The sequence below is a fragment of the Amycolatopsis sp. NPDC059657 genome (assembly GCF_042734395.1).
Classification (GTDB): Bacteria; Actinomycetota; Actinomycetes; order Mycobacteriales; family Pseudonocardiaceae; genus Amycolatopsis.
In genome coordinates, this window is sequence record NZ_JBHWEB010000059.1 from 1 (window position 1) to 15007 (window position 15007).

The window sequence follows — 15007 nt, forward strand, 5'->3', positions numbered from 1 at the left end:
GGCCGTCCCCGCCCCCCCCCCCCCCAAGTTTTTTTTTTGTTCCTTGTCTCAACAACACCGGCTATCCCCCACCCCCGCGCGGCGGGGCGCCCCGGCCGGGGGGGGGCCCCCGCGGCCCCCCCCCCGCGGCTCAACAGGTGGAGTTGGTCTGGGTGAGCAGGCCGAGCCGCCATGGGAGGCGGTTGTAGTCGCCGCCTGAGCTCGGGTTCATGCCCTGGTAGAGGTAAGTCATCTTGCAGGGACTGATCTCCATCGTCTGGTCGACGTTGGTGCGCACCATCTCGCCGTGGCTGATGTCCTTAGTCCACTGTCCATTCGGGAACGTCACGTTGTTGGCGCGGGCGAACGGGTTCGACTCGCTGTCGGCGAGCGCGGTGAACGGACCGGTGATCGCGGGCGCGGTCCAGGAGCGGAACCAGCGGCGGCCGTCGGAGCCGATGGCCTCGTGCACCAGCAGGTACTGGTTCTTGCCCTGGATCTTGTAGAGGTTCGACGCCTCGAACAGCCTGTTGCGATTGGCGTCCCGCATCGCGATCACCGTGTTGCCGAAACCGTTGGGGAAGTTCGCCAGCGTGGTCTCGGAGCGGTAGAGGTGACCGTTGTCGTCCGAGGAGAACAGGTAGCACTTGGCGGAGTCGCACACGTTCCAGAAGTCGACCCAGTAGCCGTTGCCGATGTTGTCCCTGATGATCGACGGCATCGAGGAGTAGAAGTTCTTCGGCGCCGACCACGTCTCCGGGCGGCTGATGTCGGTGGTGGTGGAGTACGACCCGCCCGCGCCGGTCTGGTAGACGAGGTACCAAAGCCGCTGCGGCGCGAAGTAGAACACCTGCGGCGCGGCACGGTAGCCGGGGCCGATCTTGCCGCGGTCGAGGTAGTAGTGCGGCGCCGAAGCCGCCTGCGACCAGTCGGAGAAGCTGGTGTACATCAGGTTGTATCCGTTGGTGTACACCGACGCGAACACGTGGTACTTGCCGTTGTGGTAAATGACGCTCGGGTCCTTCACCGACACCGTCTGATGCGACGAGTCCGGCTTCGGGCTGATCAGGGTTCCGCTGGACGACCAGCGGAAGCTGGTGGGGAGATCGCCTGCGGCCGTCTCCGCCGTCGTGGCCGAAGACGGCGCGGGCGCCATGGTGAACGCCGACAGCGCCGCCACGACCGCCGTGGCGGCCGCGGCCAGCCTGGCCCGGCGTGAGGACGACGGCTTGGCGGACAGCTTCTTGATCATGGTTCGCTCTTTCCGGATGTCGTCATCGACGTTTTCGCCGCCATGAAGGAACTTTCGAGCAATGAAAGCAGCAGGCCTCGCGGGCGTCAATGTTTCGAAACAAACGAACATTTTCCAGATGTAACTTTCACGGCAGATGCTCCATTCAGGGCAACGCACTCAACGCAATTATCGCGGCACTCTTGTGAGCGTGAACATAGCGATGCCACACTGCGAAAACTCCCACCGCGTGAACCCGGGTTTCCGGATATCCCCTCGAGAAGGTGCCAAATATGAAATTGACAGCGAAGTCGGTGTCGCGAGCGGCACTCGTGACCACCTTGATCACGAGCGCCACGCTACTGGCGGCAGGCCCGGCGGGCGCCGCCTCGACGCTCGGCGCGTCCGCCGCGCAGAGCGGCCGCTACTTCGGCACCGCCGTCGCCGCCGGCAGGCTCGGCGACGGGACCTACGTCGGAATTCTCAACCGGGAGTTCTCCATGGTCACCGCCGAGAACGAGATGAAGATGGACGCCACCGAACCGAATCCGAACCAGTTCACCTTCGGCAACGGTGACCGGATCCTGAACCAGGCACGCGGCCAGGGCAAACGCGTACGGGGTCACACGCTCGCCTGGCACGGCCAGCAACCCGGCTGGATGCAGCGGATGGAGGGCCCGGCGCTGCGTTCCGCGCTCGTCAACCACATCACCAAGGTCGCGGGCCACTACCGTGGCCAGCTCTACGCCTGGGACGTGGTGAACGAGGCGTTCGCCGACGGCGGCTCGGGTGGCCGCCGCGACTCCAACCTCCAGCGCACCGGCAACGACTGGATCGAGGTCGCCTTCCGCACCGCGCGCGCCGCCGATCCCGGAGCCAAGCTCTGCTACAACGACTACAACATCGACAGCTGGTCCGCCGCGAAGACGCAAGGCGTCTACCGGATGGTGAAGGACTTCAAGGCGCGCGGCGTCCCGATCGACTGCGTCGGGCTCCAGTCTCACTTCGGCACCGGCATCCCCGGTGACTACCAGACCACCATCCAGCGCTTCGGTGAACTCGGCGTCGAGGTGCAGATCACCGAGCTCGACATCGCCGGATCGGGCGCGCAGCAGGCCGACAACTATCGCCGGGTCACGCAGGCCTGCTTCAGCGTCGCGCGCTGCGGCGGCATCACCGTGTGGGGTATCCGCGACACCGATTCCTGGCGCTCGCGCGACACCCCGCTGCTCTTCGACGGTGCCGGCAACAAGAAGGCCGCGTACACCTCCGTGCTGAACGCGCTCAACAGCGGCTCGGTGGTTCCGCACACCGCGGCATCGGCACACTGACCGGAGGTACCGATGCGACCGTCCCGGCACGCCCGGCTCAGGCGTGGACTCGCCTGGCTGGCCACCATGATCTGCGCCGCCACGCTGCTCCCGGCGGCGGCCGCCGCCGACAACCCGATCATCCAGCACATCCACACGGCCGACCCAGCCCCGCTGGTGCACAACGGCCGGGTCTACCTCTACACCGGACACGACGAGGACAACTCCACCTGGTTCACCATGAAGGAATGGCGGGTGTGGTCGTCCGCCGACATGGTGAACTGGACCGACCACGGCTCCCCGATGAACCTGGCCACCTTCACGTGGGCGAGCGCCAACGCGTGGGCTGGCCAGGCCATCGAGCGCAACGGCAAGTTCTACTGGTACGTGCCGACGACCAACAGGGCCACCGGGCGCTACGCCATCGGGGTCGCGGTGTCCGACAGCCCCACCGGCCCGTTCAAGGACGCGCTCGGCCACCCGCTGGCGGAGAACGGCGAGATCGACCCGACGGTCTTCATCGACGACAACGGCCAGGCGTATCTCTACTGGGGCAACCCGAACCTGTGGTACGTCAAGCTGAACCCCGACATGATCTCGTTCACGGGCAGCCCGGCCAAGATCCCGCTCACCACCGCGGGGTTCGGCACCCGGCCGGACGGCGGCAACCGGCCGACCCTGTTCGAGGAGGGCCCCTGGGTCTACAAGCGAAACGGGTTGTACTACAACGTTTTCGCGGCCAAGTGCTGCTCGGAGTTCATCGGCTATTCGACGGCGCCCGGCCCGACCGGCCCGTGGACCTACCGCGGCACGGTCATGCCGACCCAGGGCAGCAGCTTCACCAACCATCCCGGCATCGTCGATTTCCAGGGCGGCTCGTATTTCTTCTACCACAACGGCGCGTTGCCGGGCGGCGGTGGCTTCACCCGGTCTGTCGCCGTCGAGAAGTTCGGCTACCGGGCTGACGGCACACTCCCGACGATCACGATGTCCAGCACGGGAGCGCCGCAGGTCGCCGCTCTGGATCCGTATACCCGTCAGGAGGCCGAAACCATCGCATGGGGCTCCGGCATCGAGACGGAGGTCTCCAGCGAAGGCGGTATGAACGTCTCGCACATCGAGAACGGCGACTGGATCAAGGTGAAGGGCGTCGCGTTCGGTGCCGGCGCGGTTTCCTTCACCACCAGGGTGGCTTCGGCGACCGGCGGCGGCGACGTCGAACTCCGTCTCGACGGCCCCACCGGCACGCTGGTGGGCAAGTGCGGCGTCCGTGGCACCGGCGGCTGGCAGAACTGGGCCACGGTCTCGTGCCCGGTCACCGGCGCGTCCGGCACCCATGACCTGTACCTCCGGTTCACCGGCGGAGGCGGGTTCCTGTTCAACCTGAACTGGTGGCAGTTCGGCGCGCGCTGAGCCGGACCGCGGCGCCCGTCCCGTTTCCGAGGGGGCGGGCGCCGCGGCGCGTCCGGCCCCTTCGCCGGGGTCGTACCCATTCACGCAGAGTTCGCACATGTGGTCTGAATGGATGAAAATCGCCAGCCTGGCCCTATTCCTGGAAGAATCCTGAAACGGGCGACGACAGGAATCAACACAGTTTTGGGCAAGCGCCGCCCACTGGACAGAGTTGTCTTGGGAAGGTGGATTGTGTCCTCAGTCGAGTTGTCCGATATCCGTCCCACGCTGGCCGATGTGGCCAGGGTCGCCGGCGTGTCGACGGCGACAGCGTCCCGCGTGCTCAACGGTTTCGCCAGGGTGCGGCCGGAGACACGAAACCAGGTCAAATCCGCCATGGCCACGCTCGGTTACGCCCGCAGGCGGGCCGCGAGCCTGAAAGACCTGCGGCGCACCGGTTCGGTCGCGCTGGTGGTCTGCGAAACGATGCTGCAGCTGTTCGCGGACCCTTATGTGGCAAGGGTTGCGGCCGGGATGAACAAGGAGCTGACCGCGGCGGGATCGCAGCTCGTGCTGATCCCCATGTCGGCCGCGGAGGACTATCCGGCCTCGATCGCGCACTATCTCGCCGACGGGCACGTCGACGGAGCGCTGGTGGTCGGCATGCACGGCCGGTACCCGCTCGACCTCGCCTTGCTCGGTATCCCGGTGGTGTTCGGCGGGCGACCGGCGTGCGACAGGGATTCCGGCCGATACTCCTATGTGGACGCTGACAACCGGGGTGGCGCGGAGCAGGCCGTCCGGTACCTGATCGCGTCCGGGCGGCGCACCATCGCGACGATCGCGGGGCCACAGGACATGACCGCGGGCGCCGATCGGCTGCTCGGCTACCGGAAGGTCATCCGCGAGGCCGACGGCACCGATGACGGCCTGGTGGTCTTCGGCGACTTCGGGCTGGCCTCCGGCGAACACGCCACGGCACGGCTGCTCGAGCGCAGGCCGGACGTCGACGCCATCTTCGCCGCCTCCGACCTGATGGCGGCAGGCGCGCTCCGCGCGTTGCGCCGTGCCAGGCGGCGTGTGCCCGACGACGTCGCCGTGATCGGCTTCGACGACCTCCCGATCGGCCGCCGCACCGAGCCACCGCTGACCACGGTGCGCCAGCCGATCGAGGAGATGGGCGCCCGGATGGCCCGCGAACTCCTCGCGATGATCGAAGAACCCGCCACGCACCCCAGCCTGGTCTTCGACACCGAGCTGGTCGTGCGCGAGTCAGCCTGACCTCCCCTTCTCGCGCCAAGGGCGCCATCTGCCGGCAGATGGCGCCCTTGGATTGATGGCCGGCGTCGCGCGCTCCGGGGTCAGCCGGGGGCCGCGACTATGCGCCAGCGCTGGTTTTTGCTGGTGCTGTCGCTGTACTGGCCCAGATCGGCGCCGTTGCCCGCGCTCCCCATTCCGTCGATGTACTTGCCGGTCGCCCGGTTTTTGATGCGCACGGTGTTGGCGTCGGTCACCACCGACCACTGCTGGCTGGTGGCGGTGCTCGCGGCGTACTGAGCCACCGCGGCGCCGTTGGCCGTGCGGCCCGCGCCGTCGAGGTAGAGGCCGGTGGCACGGTTCTTGACGCGGACGTAGTTCCCGTAGTTCTCGACGACCCACTGCTGCTCGGCGCGGCTCGCGCTGTCTCCCCATTGGCCAGCGTCGCCGCCGGCGGACGTGCTTCCGAGGCCGTCGGCGTAGAGACCGGTGGCCGCGTTGACGATCCTCGCGTAAGTGCCGCCGCCGTCCCCGATCCCCCACGCGTACCGCAGCCGGGTCAGGCCTGACGCGTTCACCAGTGAGAGCTTGATGTTCGCGCCGGTCCCGGTCTTGGTGGTCAGGCTGTACCAATCGCCGTCACGCAGGCCCGGCCAGTACACGCTGCCCATCCCGAGGCTGCGCAGCTTGCTGCTGACACCCCGGTTGTAGTCGGCGAAGAACGACCCGCTCGGGATGCTGTAGTCGATCTTGTCGTAGCTGACGCCGTTCTTGCTGCCTGGCCCCATCGGCCCGCCCCATTCGGTGGCGATCGTGCGGTCGGCGTACGCGCCGATATAGCCGGCGATGTGGTTGGCCCATTCGTTTTCGCTTTCGTAACCGGCGAAGAACGAATAGTCGTGGACCGCGAGCAGCGTGTTGTTGAGTCGGCTGTCACCGCCGACACCGGCGACATTCTGCGCCAGGCCGCCACCGTCGAGTATCACCCGGCCACGCGGCACGCTGGGATACCTGTTCAGCCAGCCGTTGTACATATTGTTCAGACTGGTGATGTCGTAACCGGCCGGTTCGTTGATGACCTCGAAGTAGGCGTTCGGGTTACTGCCGTACTTGCCGACGACCCGATCCCACATCTGGTCGAACGCGGTCGAACTCTGCGGTTTTCCACCGGTGTACGCCCAGTAGGCCAGAATCACTTTCCCTTTGCTGAGCGCTTTGTCGATCGCACCGGTGTAGGTCGTCCAGTAGTTCGCGACGGTGGGCTCGTTGATCGGCATCCGGACCGTGTTCGCGCCGGTGATGGCATACATCTGGCCGACCACCTGGTCGGCGACGGTGGCGGCCGACGCGTAGGTGTCCGACGCGCCCAGCCCGGAGACGTACAACACGCCGTTGACGAAATTGTCGCGCTGGTCCGCCCAGTTCACCCCCCGGAACTGGGAAGTGGACGCGTGCGCCTGCATGGGCGCACCGGCCAGCATTCCGACGATCAGCGCGAATACCGCCAACAATTTCGGCGATCTCATCGACTCTTCCCTTCTGACCAGCCGCTCGCCTCGACCACAGCAGTGTGGCAAGATCGGTAGTGGCGAAATTAATATCAAGGAAATCGCCGACCGTGCGCAACAAAGCGAACCGAAACGCTCAACTACGTTCACGTTCGAACGGCCTATTCACCGAAATGCCGACCGGGGTCGTGAGTGTTCCGACCGGTTCTATTGAGGGGAAGGGCAAATGTGGCGTGCTCCGGGCAGGCCGGCGGGGCCGTCACTTCGCGAGGCTCGGACAGGTCGCGAGTGGTGACTCTGCTGCGTCCAACGGAGCAGAGTTACCACTCGCGCATGCCCTTTCGCTCTTGAACGAGGGGTTCCCCTGCTGCGTTCGGTGCAGCGGTGGAACCCCTCGCCCACGGCCTGGCCACGCGAGACCAGGGGTCGTGAGTGTTTAGACCGGTTAGAACCGGCCGTACCACTCACGACGCCACGTTTGGGTTTCCGGGCAATAACTCGGCGGGAACACTCACGACCCCGTATCAGTCGACGATCTCGAACCGGTCGACGGTGACCCAGTTGTCCGTCGCCGCGGGCCGCTGGGTGCCGGTGACCCGCACGCGGATCGTGTGCGGGCCGGACGTCAGCCGCGGGCTCGTCCACACCGCGACGTCTCCGGTGCGCTCGGCCGCGTACTCGTCGACGAGCGTCTCGGCGCCGCCGTCGACGGAGATCGCCGCGATGCCGTGGCCGGGTGCGGTGACACCGCGCAGCGTGACGCCGGTGCCGGCGAAGCTCAACGTCGCCGTGTCGCCCGCGACGTCACTGTAGGAGTTGGTTCCGGCGAAGATGCCAGGCTCGTCGGCGGCGTGGCCCCAGGTGCCGGTGTAGGTCACCGACGGGTTCGCGTCGTCCACTGTGGACTTCGGGGTGCCGAGGCCGAAGTACTCGACGGCGTCACGGAAGACCGTGTTGCCGGATTTCGTGGTCGACAGCACGAGGTAGACCCGGCTGCCGCCGGCAGGCGTGGTGAACGAAACCGGCCTCGTGACCCTGGTGCCGAGCGGGATGGACAGCGTCTCGCCCCCGGAGGCGACGACGGGGCCGTCCGGCCGGTCGAGCCGCGCCGTCCACGAGAAGCCGACGGCACCGCCACTGAGGTCGTCGTTGAAGACGGTGATGTTCCGCGTCACCGCACTGCCGTGCCGATAGGTGTCCACCGATCCCGGCAGCGGGAAGGCGCCGTTCGAGTCCGACACGCCCGACGCCGACCAGTAGGGCAGGTCGATCGCGGCGACCGGGTTGAACGCGGCTTGGATCCGCTGGAGCTGCGGGTTGCCCCAAGGGTCTGCCAGGTTGTCGGCACCGTAGATGGGATGCCCGCCCTCTTCCGGGGTGAAGTCGGTGGTGCGCACCCCTGGCACGACGCCGGCCCAGCCCGACAGCAGGGTGTAGGGCCGCAGGTCGGCGGCGTCCTTGCCACGCTTGGCCGCCGTGGCCGTGGCGAACCACTCGAAGCCCCGCTTGGTGTTGCACGCGGGCCAGATGTACTCGCCCTCGCCGTCGGGCCTGCCTGCCACGGGCTGGAGCCGCTCGCCGTACTTGCCGAGGCCGTCCAGATAGTGCCCGAACGTGGCGAAATTGGGGTAGCTGATGCCAGGGTACGGATTCGCGGGCTGGCCTGGTCCCGAGTCGACGCTGATCGGCCGGGTGCCGTCGGCGCCGTTCATCGCCGCGTAGAGGTCCTTTTCGAACTTCTCCGAGTCGAAGCCGGACAGGTCGGGTTCGTTGGACTGGCTCCAGCGGACGATCGCGGGATGGTTGCGGTCGCGCAGGGTCAGCGCCCGTGCGTGCTCGACCATGTAGTCGTGCCCGGCGACGAAGTCCTGCAGTCCGTTCGAGCCGCGGATGCCGGTTTCGTCGATGATCATCAGGCCCAGCTCGTCGGCCACGTCGAGCATGTACGGGCTGGCAGGCTCCTGGTGGACGCGGACCACGTTGAAGTTGAGGCGCTGGTAGTTGTCGACGGCCTGTGGCCAGCCACCGTTGCCTGCCGATGGCGGCAGGAAACCGGGCAGCGTGTCGTAGGCGTCGCCCTTGCCGCCGTTGTCGATCCGGTCGAAATCCGCGCCCTGCAGGTTGTCACCGCGCAGGTTCACGCGCACGCCGTTGACCGTGTAGTACTCCCCGTTCTGGGCGCTCTCCCGGAATCCGAACCGGTAGGCGGCGTCACTGCTGCGGCCGTCGTCGGTCACCACGTGCACCGCCAGCTTGTGCAGCTGGGCCCGGTAGCCCGGCCGATAGGGCACATTCGGCCACCAGTACGAGGTGGAACCGGGGGTCCACGCCACCGGGCCGACTCGCACGGTCACCGTCGAGTGCGCGGCCACCGTTGCCGTGCGGCCGGGCAGCGCCGGGTAGCCGAACGACGCGCCGGTCGCTGACGAAAGCCCGCCGGAGAGCGTCACCGACCGTGCGCTCCCGGAAGTGTTGGTCACCGAAACGTCGTAGCTGAGCGTCTTGTCGGTCACCGAGGTGCGGATGAACGTGTCGCTGACGTACACGGCCGGATACACGCGCAGGAACGCCGAGCGGTAGATGCCCTGAGGTACCGCTTCCGACCACTCCGCGGCGTCAGGGACCACGTACTTGCCGTTCGCCGGGTTCTTCATCGCGTTGCGGCCTTTCACCGCGACACTGATCGTGTGTGTGGTGCCCGGCGCGGCATAGGCGCTGATGTCGAAGTTCTGCGGGGTGAACGCGGTGGTCCGCGTCGCGACCTTGTTGCCGTCCACCGACAGCGTCGCCTCGTGGTTCACCGCACCGAACTCGATCCACGTCGACTGCGGGCGTCCCTGGTCCGGCACCGTGATCGTGCGCGAGTACACCGCCTCGGAAACGTCGGTGAAGCCCTGCTTGTACCAGCCGCCGCCCGGCACGGCGATCGACGTCGCGCCCCGCCCCGCCGGGGTGAAAGCCCAGCGGCCGGCCAGGTCGACGGAAGCGATCGCGGCAGTGCCTGCGGTCACGCCGTCCAAGCCGGGTGACGCCGTGGCCACTGGCTTCGCCGCGGCCGGTGCCACGCCTGTCACCAAGGCGAGAAACACCGTGGCTGCCGGCAGAAGCGGCGTGAAGCGCCGACGACGGAACGTCGGAGTGTGCTGCATGGGAGTAGCCCTCTCGTCATTGACGGGCAACGAACTGTCCTTTATGGACGCACACGACCGCAGGCCGCGCCACGCACCCATCACCAGGTCTGTGTTAGCGCTAACATTTCTGTGCGTGGTCGACGCGATCGATTCACTCGGAGTTTTCGGTGCGGACAACGCTTGTATGTATAGAGGATGCGCGAGAGGGAGTCCAGAGCCGATGCTGTGCGGCATGCCGTAAACGGCTGATGGCAGCCGACCGAGACCGGCTGGCTGCCGTCAACACGCGAAGCTACGGACTCGAACAGGAAACCTGGCCGTCGGGCACATTGCTGCCACTGGAACTGCCGGTGAGGCCGAAGGTCGCCTGACCGCCCGGCTGGATGACGCGATTCCAGTCGGCGTTGCGCACCGCGACCAGTGATCCCGCGCTGAGCCGGACACCGTTCCACACGCTCAGCACCTGCTGGCCTGCCGCGGGAGTCCACGACGCCGTCCAGCCGTTCAACGCGGTCGTGCCAGGGTTGCGGACGACCACCTCCGCTTGGAAACCACCGGACCAGGTGCCGGAGACCTTGTACTCGGCGTTGCACGCGCCGGGCACCGGTGTCGGTGTGCCCGGCTCGCCGACACCGGTGACTTCACCGTTGCCGCCGTCGAAGGTCACGTCCGAACAGCCGTAGAAGGTTTCCTTGCTGTCAGAGCGTTTCCACACCGAGTAGATGATGTGCTTGCCGATCTTCCCGGCAGGCAGCTTGCCCGCCCAGTTGTACTGACCGTCCACACTGCCGACCGGGCCGGTCAGCGGCGGGTGGTCGACGGAGAGGAACGGCTGGTCCTCGAGATCGTTCCAGGTCAGGGCCCTGGTCGGGCTCCAGGTGTCCTTGGTGACGTACAGGTAGAACCAGCCGGGGTGGGCCGCCCAGGCGTTGTAGGCCCACTTGAAGTCCGAGCCGGCCGTGAGGTGGGTTTGCGGCCAGTCGTCGCGAGGCAGGTTCCAGCCGTCGAAGGTCTGGTTGCCGCCACTGCACAGCTGGCCATCCGGGATGAACCCTCTGGTCCGGCCATCGCCGTCGGATCTCAGCACGCTGAACCAGTTGTACAGCGGGTTCGTGCCGCTCGCCGCGGCGGCCGCGGCGCAGGCCGGGTTCTGGGGTATCAGGTTCCCTTGCGGGGTGAGGCCGTCCTTCCAGCAGAAGAACGTGCGGCTACCCGGTTTCATCAGTGCGCCGTGCGCCGACGCCGGCGTGTTGCCGATCGCTATTCCGGCCATTGTGGACAGTGCGAGAGCCAGTGCGGAGAGCAGGGCTAGTCTTCGGGTTCTCCTCATCGCGGTCCTTCCGCTCACTTCTCTGGGAGCGATTCCAGACTCTGACTATCCGCATTCCTTGTCAAGAGCGGAATATCCCGGCTACGCTTATGAGAACGCTCTCAGACCGGTCTGGTGACGAGGAGGCGACGCATGAGACCGCGCTGTCTGCTCCCCGCCATCCTGCTGACGCTGACGGCCTGCTCCGCCGACCCGCCGCCGCCGCACGGTTCCGCCGCGTTGTCACCCCCAATGGCGTCCACGACGACGCTCGCCGCCTGGGTCGGCGAGCGCACCGGCGCCTGCCGCGACGTGACGACGCCGAGCCGCGAGGACTTCGCGCGGTTCATCGGTCCACAGTGGACGACACTGTATCAACCGTTCGTCGCCGAATGGGCAACCTGCTCGGTACCGCCGAACTTCCCGAAGGTCGGCCTGCTGGTGTTCCGGGATGGACGGTTTCCCGAGTTCCAGGCGCACTGGCGCGAGGCCATGGCCTCGGGGCGGGTCAACGACGGCCCCGCCTTCGGTTTCGGCAATGGTTTCGCGGTGACACAAGGGTTTCTTGCGACGTCCCGGCTAGGGCTCTACTACTTGCGGTGCCACTACGACGATCCGCAGGTGCATCGGATTCCCGCGGACGTCGAAGGCTGCGTTTTCGCCAACCCCGAGCACCACCACTGACCGCGCGATCCCGCGGCGAGCCCGGTGCTGCCGTGTCGTCCGGCAACCGTCAGCCTTTGACGGAACCGGTCAAGCCGCCGACGATGCGGCGTTCGGCGAGTACGAAAAAGGCCAGTGCCGGGATCATCGACAACGCGGTGAACGCGAGCACCCGTGCGGTGTCCTGCGAATACTGGGACTGGAACGTCGCCACCCCCAGCGGCAGCGTGAAATGCGCGGAATCGTTGAAGACGAGCAGTGGCAGCAGATACGCGTTCCAGCTGGTGACGAATGCGAGGACGGCGACGGTGGTCAGCGCGGGCGCGGACAGCGGCAGCAGTATCCGCCAGAAGAAGCCGAGCCTGGTCAGCCCGTCGAGCACGGCCGCGTCCTCGAGCTCGCCGGGTACCGCGCGCATGAACGGGCGCAGGATCACGATCGTCACCGGCAACGAGAACGCGGCCTCCGGAATCGCCACGCCCCAGAAGCTCTCCAGCATGCCGAGCTGCCGCAACCACAGGTACAGCGGCAAAGTCGCCACACCCAGCGGAAACAGCAGGCCGAGCGTGAACACCGTGTAGAGCGCCTCACGCCCCTTGAACATGTACCGCGAGAGCGCAAATCCCGCCATCGAGCCGAAGCCGACGGCCAGCGTGGTGGCGATGACGGCGATCAGCGCGCTGTTGCCGAGGAACGTCCAGAACGCGCTCGAACCGAGGATCGCGCGGTAGTTGTCCCACACCCACGGCCGGGGCAGCCCGGCGGGCTCGGCGTTGATCTGCGCGGTGGTGCGGAACCCGCCGAGCACCACGAACAACAGCGGGACAACGGTGACCCCGAGTACGGCGATCGCCGCGAGGTACCCCATCGACAGGCCGAACCTGCGCGGGCCCGGCATCAGCCCGCCATCCTGGTGAGCGCGCCTTCGGTGTCGCGGCGCAGCGCGAACCGCTGGTACAGCAAGGCGAACACGAAACAAATGGCGAACAGGATCACCGCGACCGCGCTGCCGAAGCCGAACTCATAGCGCTTGAAGCCGTGGTCGACCAGGTAGGTCGCCATCGTGGCCGAGGCGTTGGCCGGGCCGCCGAGCGTCATGATCCACACCAGGTCGAACAGCTGCAGCGAACCGATGACCGAGAGGAAGATCCAGATCCGGATGGTCGGGCCGAGCAGCGGCAGCACCACGTGCCGGGTGGTCTGCCACGCCGAGGCGCCGTCGAGCGCGGCCGCCTCCCGCAGCTCGGCTGGCACGGCCTGCAGGCCGGCGAGCAGGAGAATGATGCCGAAACCGATGTACTTCCAGGTGATCACGCCGAACAGCGTGTAGAGCACCAGCGCCGGATCGGCCAGCCACTGCTGGACCAGGCCGCCGAGCCCGGCACTGCGGAGCAGCTGGTCGACGAAGCCGCCCGGCTGCAGCATGAGCAGCCAGATCACCGCGGTGATCGCCTCCGACAGCACGTACGGCGCGAACACCAGTGCACGAACCACCGCCCGGCCACGCAACTTCCGGTTCAGCAGCAGCGCCAGTGCGATCGACAACGGCAACTGGACCACAATGGACAGTGCGGCGATCAGCAGGTTGTGCCCGATGGCGCCGCGGAACACATCGCCGGTGAAGGCGGCTTTGTAGTTGTCGAAGCCGACGAAATCGTCGAGCGGGCCGAAGCCGTTCCACTCGAACAGGCTGTAGAACCCGGCTATCCCGATCGGTACCAGCACGAACGCGGTGAACAGCAGCAGCGCGGGCCCCAGCAGGAACGCGAGTTCCAGCTTGGTGCGCAGCCGGGGCCGCCGCTCGCGGTGCCGGGCCGCCGGTGCGGACGGCACTGTCCGCACCGGGGCCGCCGTCGTCGTCACTTCCCGCCTGCAGCGGCCTGGTTCACCGCGGACACGATGCCCTCTGGCGTGCCCTGACCGGCGAAGAAGTTGGCGACGGCGTCGTTGAGCGCGGCGCCGACCGCGGTCGGGAACGCCTTGTCGAAGTACATCTGCAGGTAAGGCGCCCGCTGGCCGTAGTCGAAGACGCTCTTGAGCGTCTCGGTCTTCAATGCCTTCGCGGCCGCCGGGTTCACCGGCAGCCCGGCGCCCTTCGCCGCGATCTTGGTCTGCACCGGCTCGCTGCCGAGGTACCGCAGGAAGTCCGCGCACGCCTTGGGCGCACGCAGGGTGCACGAGAAGCCGTCGCCGCCGCCGAGCACGGCGGCCGGGTCACCGGCGCCACCGGGCACCGACGGGAACGGGAACCAGCCGACCTTCGACTCGAGGTCCTTGTCCTCGGTCAGCGAGGACATCGTGCCCGGCTCCCAATCGCCCTGCAGTTCCATCGCCGCCTTGCCGTTCGCGAGCAGACCGGCCGAGCTGCCCGCACCCTGCTGGGCGGGAGTGCCCGCGAATCCGGGCTGGAAGGGCTGCGTCGCCAGGAAGGCCTTGAGTAGCTCGCCCGCCTTCGTCCAGCAGGGGTCTTCCAGCTTGACCGCCTTGACCGCCTGCTTGAGCGTGTCCGCCGAGCAGGCGCGCAGCGCGAAGTAGTTCCAGTAGAACGCGTCCGGCCAGCGGTCCTTGCCGCCGACCGCCACCGGTGCCACACCAGCGGCCTTCAGCTTGGCGACGGCGGCGTTCAGTTCGTCCAAAGTAGACGGTGGGGTGGTGATTCCCGCCTGTGCGAACAGATCCTTGCGATACCAGAAGCCGACGATGTGCTGTTCGAACGGGACGCCGTACTGCTTGCCGCCGACCTGCCAGCCTTCGGCGAACTTGCCGATCGACGAGATCCAGCCCTTGGTCGTCTCGGTGAGGTCGGCGACCTTGCCGGAAGTGACCTGGGAACCCAGTTCGCCGCCGCCCCACGACTGGTAGATCTCCGGCGGCTCACTCGACTGCAGTGCCAGGGGCACCTTGGTGGTGAACTCCTCGTTCTGCAGCGGCTGGGCCTTGATCGTGACGTCCGGATGGGCCTGCCGGTACTCGGCGAGCGTCTCCTCCCAGATCGTCTTGATCGGGTCGGTGGTGCCGTTGTGCCACCAGGTGAGCGTGACCGGCCCGCTCGGCTGGGCGCTCGTATCGGCTCCCCCGCCGCAGGCGGTCACCACCAGCGGGACGACGGCCGCGAACGCTGCGAGAACACGGATTCGGCGGAACGAAAGCATCGTTGGTCCACTCCTGACGACTTCGGCCGAGTTGGACGGGGCGTGACGACGCCCGGGCTGGCGACGAGTTTGCGC

General features: G+C 67.2%; 11 protein-coding genes. 4 read left to right on the forward strand and 7 right to left on the reverse strand.

Features of this window, described 5'->3' with window-relative positions; translation table 11 throughout:
• Positions 1 to 130 precede the first annotated feature (130 nt).
• On the reverse strand, positions 131 to 1231 hold the full coding sequence (locus tag ACFV15_RS28150) for a non-reducing end alpha-L-arabinofuranosidase family hydrolase (protein ID WP_378353737.1): 1101 nt from the start codon (positions 1229 to 1231) through the stop codon (positions 131 to 133).
• Between the two features lie 272 nt (positions 1232 to 1503).
• Here ACFV15_RS28150 and ACFV15_RS28155 point away from each other — a divergent pair, with 272 nt between their 5' ends.
• The 3 genes from ACFV15_RS28155 to ACFV15_RS28165 all read left to right on the forward strand — a co-directional run bounded on the left by ACFV15_RS28155 (position 1504) and on the right by ACFV15_RS28165 (position 5193).
• Positions 1504 to 2541, forward strand: coding sequence for an endo-1,4-beta-xylanase (locus tag ACFV15_RS28155; protein WP_378353738.1), 1038 nt, complete (start codon positions 1504 to 1506; stop codon positions 2539 to 2541).
• 12 nt (positions 2542 to 2553) lie between these two features.
• A complete protein-coding gene (locus ACFV15_RS28160) occupies positions 2554 to 3933 on the forward strand; it encodes a glycoside hydrolase family 43 protein (RefSeq protein ID WP_378353740.1) in 1380 nt (459 codons plus the stop codon).
• Between the two features lie 231 nt (positions 3934 to 4164).
• Positions 4165 to 5193, forward strand: coding sequence for a LacI family DNA-binding transcriptional regulator (locus tag ACFV15_RS28165; protein ID WP_378353742.1), 1029 nt, complete (start codon positions 4165 to 4167; stop codon positions 5191 to 5193).
• 80 nt (positions 5194 to 5273) lie between these two features.
• On the opposite strand, the gene ACFV15_RS28170 is transcribed toward ACFV15_RS28165, so the two are convergent.
• From ACFV15_RS28170 to ACFV15_RS28180, 3 genes are all read right to left on the reverse strand, one after another.
• A complete protein-coding gene (locus tag ACFV15_RS28170; RefSeq protein ID WP_378353743.1) occupies positions 5274 to 6695 on the reverse strand; it encodes an RICIN domain-containing protein in 1422 nt (473 codons plus the stop codon).
• A gap of 506 nt (positions 6696 to 7201) precedes the next feature.
• Positions 7202 to 9826 (reverse strand): glycoside hydrolase family 2 TIM barrel-domain containing protein, encoded by a 2625-nt coding sequence (locus ACFV15_RS28175; RefSeq protein WP_378353745.1) that lies wholly within the window; start codon positions 9824 to 9826, stop codon positions 7202 to 7204.
• Positions 9827 to 10100: 274 nt separating this feature from the next.
• A complete protein-coding gene (locus ACFV15_RS28180; protein ID WP_378353747.1) occupies positions 10101 to 11138 on the reverse strand; it encodes a lytic polysaccharide monooxygenase in 1038 nt (345 codons plus the stop codon).
• A gap of 132 nt (positions 11139 to 11270) precedes the next feature.
• Here ACFV15_RS28180 and ACFV15_RS28185 point away from each other — a divergent pair, with 132 nt between their 5' ends.
• Positions 11271 to 11801: a hypothetical protein gene (locus ACFV15_RS28185; protein ID WP_378353749.1), complete on the forward strand. Its 531-nt coding sequence runs from the start codon at positions 11271 to 11273 to the stop codon at positions 11799 to 11801.
• 49 nt (positions 11802 to 11850) lie between these two features.
• Here ACFV15_RS28185 and ACFV15_RS28190 read toward each other — a convergent pair whose 3' ends face one another.
• The 3 genes from ACFV15_RS28190 to ACFV15_RS28200 are packed head-to-tail and all read right to left on the reverse strand — an operon-like array spanning position 11851 to position 14932.
• Entirely contained in the window at positions 11851 to 12678 is an 828-nt protein-coding gene (locus ACFV15_RS28190; protein WP_378353751.1) for a carbohydrate ABC transporter permease, read from the reverse strand.
• On the reverse strand, positions 12678 to 13643 hold the full coding sequence (locus tag ACFV15_RS28195) for a carbohydrate ABC transporter permease (RefSeq protein WP_378353752.1): 966 nt from the start codon (positions 13641 to 13643) through the stop codon (positions 12678 to 12680). Before ACFV15_RS28195 ends, ACFV15_RS28190 begins: the two co-directional genes overlap by 1 nt.
• Complete coding sequence (locus ACFV15_RS28200) at positions 13640 to 14932, reverse strand: ABC transporter substrate-binding protein (protein WP_378353754.1); 1293 nt, start codon at positions 14930 to 14932, stop codon at positions 13640 to 13642. Before ACFV15_RS28200 ends, ACFV15_RS28195 begins: the two co-directional genes overlap by 4 nt.
• Positions 14933 to 15007: the final 75 nt, after the last annotated feature.